At 67.3% G+C, this 3,189-nt stretch carries 3 protein-coding genes; 2 read left to right on the top strand and 1 reads right to left on the bottom strand.

Annotation, left to right across the window (positions count from 1 at the left end; all coding sequences use genetic code 11):
• On the top strand, window positions 1-1,099 hold a 1,099-nt coding region (gene aroB / locus ACE3S9_RS17265), incomplete at its 5' end, for a 3-dehydroquinate synthase (protein ID WP_374547720.1).
• 6 nt (window positions 1,100-1,105) lie between these two features.
• Window positions 1,106-2,407 (top strand): HlyC/CorC family transporter, encoded by a 1,302-nt coding sequence (locus ACE3S9_RS17260; RefSeq protein ID WP_374547719.1) that lies wholly within the window; start codon window positions 1,106-1,108, stop codon window positions 2,405-2,407.
• 6 nt (window positions 2,408-2,413) lie between these two features.
• Here the strand turns inward: ACE3S9_RS17260 and ACE3S9_RS17255 are convergent.
• The coding region (locus tag ACE3S9_RS17255) for an ATP-binding cassette domain-containing protein (RefSeq protein ID WP_374547718.1) at window positions 2,414-3,189 on the bottom strand (776 nt) is incomplete at its 5' end.

Below are 3,189 nucleotides of genomic sequence, written 5' to 3'. Positions count from 1 at the left end.
CGCGCGCGCCTATGACATTCTGATCGGGCCCAATCTGATCGCCCATGCCGGCGAGCGGCTCGCCTTGCTCGCGCCGGGGGCCGGCGCCTTCATCGTCACCGATTCCAATGTCGCGCCGCGCTGGCTCGCGCCGCTGCAGGCGAGCCTCGATTCCGCCGGCGTCCGCCACGGCCATATCGTGCTGCCGGCCGGCGAAACGACCAAGGATTACGCCCATTTCGAACAGCTCTGCGAAGCGGCTCTGGCGGCGAAAATGGAGCGCGGCGATTTCCTGGTCGCGCTCGGCGGGGGCGTGATCGGCGACCTCACCGGCTTTGTCGCGGCCAGCCTGCGGCGCGGCATGGGTTTCGTGCAGATCCCCACCACCTTGCTGTCGCAGGTCGATTCCTCGGTCGGCGGCAAGACCGGCATCAATTCGCGCCAGGGCAAGAATCTGATCGGCGCCTTTCACCAGCCGGCGCTGGTGCTGGCCGACACCGACAGCCTCGCCACTCTGCCGCCGCGCGAATTCGCCGCCGGCTATGCGGAAGTCGCCAAATATGGCCTGATCGACCGGCCGGATTTCTTCGCCTGGCTGGAAAATCACTGGCCGGCGGTGTTCGCGCGCGGGCCGGAGCTTGGCCACGCCATTGCGGTGAGCTGCGAATCCAAGGCCGCCGTGGTCGCTCGCGACGAGACCGAACAGGGCGACCGCGCGCTCCTCAATCTCGGCCACACCTTCGGCCATGCGCTGGAAAAGCTGGTCGGCTATGACAGCGCCCGCCTCGTCCATGGCGAGGGCGTCGCGATCGGCATGGCCTGCGCCTTCCGCTATTCGGTCCGCGCCGGCCTTTGCCCGGCGGAAGCCGCGCAAAGGGTCGAGGCGCATCTGCGCGCCGTGGGCCTGCCGGCGCGCATCACGGATATCGCCGGCTGGAGCGCGGGGGCCGACGACATCCTCGCGGCCATGGCGCAGGACAAGAAGGTGAAGCGCGGCGCGCTGACCTTCATCCTCGCCCGCGACATCGGGGCCAGTTTCATCGCGAAAAATGTCGAGCCGGAGGCCGTGCGCGCCTTCCTTCAAGACGAATTGCAAAACGAATTGCGCGCGGGGGCCTGACGCGACATGCATGGCGGGGGCGGCGGCGTCACTTCGTTGAACATCTGGATCGCCGCGGCGATCCTGTTCTGTTTCATTCTGGCTTCGGCGCTGTTTTCCGCCACGGAAACCGCGATGACCGCCGCGTCGCGCGCGCGGATGCACGCGCTGGAAAAGCAGGGCGACCATCGCGCCGCCATCGTCAACCGGCTGCTCGCGGGCCGGGACCGGCTGATCGGGGCCATGCTGCTCGGCAATACGCTGTTCAACATCGGCTCGTCGGCCTTGCTCACCACCGTGCTGGTGGGCGCTTTCGGCGAGAGCGGCGCGCTCTACGCCACCGCCGCCATGACGGTTCTGCTGCTGGTCTTCGCGGAAGTCATGCCGAAGACCATCGCGATCAATTATCCCGACCAAAGCTCGCTGACGGTGTCGCGTATCGCGGCCTTCTTCGTCACCTTGTTCGGGCCGATTCTGTTCGCGGTCGAAAAGGTCGTGCGCGGCGTGCTTTATCTGTTCGGGCTGCGGCTCGACGAGAAACATGCGCTGCTGTCGCCGCAGGAAGAGCTGAAAAGCGCGGTCGACCTGATGCACAAGGAGGGCGGCGTCGCCCGCGCCGACCGCGACATGTTCGGCGGCCTGCTCGACCTCAAGGAGCTGACGGTCTCCGACGTCATGGTCCATCGCACCAAAATGCTCGCGCTCGACGCCGACGCGCCCATCGCCGATCTCGTGCGGGAAGTGGTGGCCGCGCCCTATACCCGCGTGCCGATCTGGCGCGGCGGCGCCGACAACATCATCGGGGTGCTGCACGCCAAGGACCTGTTGCGCGCGCTCACCAGCGCCAATGGCGACGCCGGCAAGATCGAGCTGGCGCCGATCGCCCACGAGGCCTGGTTCGTGCCCGACACCACCACGCTGGAGGCGCAATTGCAGGCCTTCCGCAAGCGCAAGACCCATTTCGCTTTGGTGGTGGACGAATATGGCGACGTGCAGGGGCTGGTGACGCTGGAAGATATTCTGGAGGAGATCGTCGGCGACATTCGCGACGAGCATGACGTCGCGGTGATCGGCGTCCGCCGCCAGCCGGACGGCTCGGTGCTGGTCGAGGGCTCGGCGCCGATCCGCGACGTCAACCGGGCGATGGCCTGGGACCTGCCGGACGAAGAGGCCACCACGATAGCCGGGCTGGTCATTCACGAGGCGCGGGCCATTCCCGAACAGGGCCAGAAATTCGCCTTCCACGGCTTTCGCTTCGAGGTGCTGCGCAAGCAGCGCAACCGCATCACCCTTCTGCGCGTGACGCCCGAGCGAAAAGACGAGGCGTGAGGCCGCTCAGGCTTCCGCCTTGGCCGCTCCCGCCATGAATTGCGCCCGCGCCAGCGCCGCGAAACGGCCGCCCTGCGCCACCAATTGGTCGAACGAGCCCTGTTCGACGATCCTGCCCTGATCGAACACGAAAATGCGGTTGGCGCTGCGGATCGTCGCCAGCCGATGGGCGATGACGAAAGTGGTCCGCCCCCGGGTCGCGGCTTCGAGGGCCGCCTGCAATTGCTTTTCGGTCGCCGCGTCGAGCGCCGAGGTCGCCTCGTCGAAGATCATGATCGGCGGGTCCTTGAGGAGCGCCCGCGCGATCGAAATGCGCTGGCGCTCGCCGCCCGACAGCGACCGGCCGCGTTCGCTGACTGAGGTTTTGACGCCGTCGACCTGCCGCGCCACGAAGTCCTTGGCCTGCGCCCGCTCCAGCGCCAGCGCGATTTCCGCATCGCTGGCGTCGGCCTTGCCGGCGCGCAGATTTTCCTCGATCGAACGCGCGAACAGCATCGGCTCCTGGAAGACGACGCCGATATTGCGGCGCAGGGCCGAAAGCTTCATGTCGCGGATGTCGGTCCCATCGATGCGGATGGCGCCTTGCTGCGGATCGAACACGCGATGCAGCAGGCTGAGCGTGGTCGATTTGCCCGAGCCGGTGGCGCCGACCAAAGCGACCGTCTCGCCGGGGCGCACGGTGAAACTGACGTCGTCCACCGCCTTGCGCCGCTCGTCATAGGCGAAAGTGACGTGGTCGAATGTCACCTCGCCGTTCAGCCGGCCCGGATCGACCGCGCCGG

Origin of the sequence: Rhodoblastus sp., from assembly GCF_041915505.1 — a bacterium.
Lineage (GTDB): Bacteria > Pseudomonadota > Alphaproteobacteria > Rhizobiales > Beijerinckiaceae > Rhodoblastus.
Note: the sequence above shows the minus strand (reverse complement) of the source record. Positions and strands in the feature narration are given on the sequence as shown.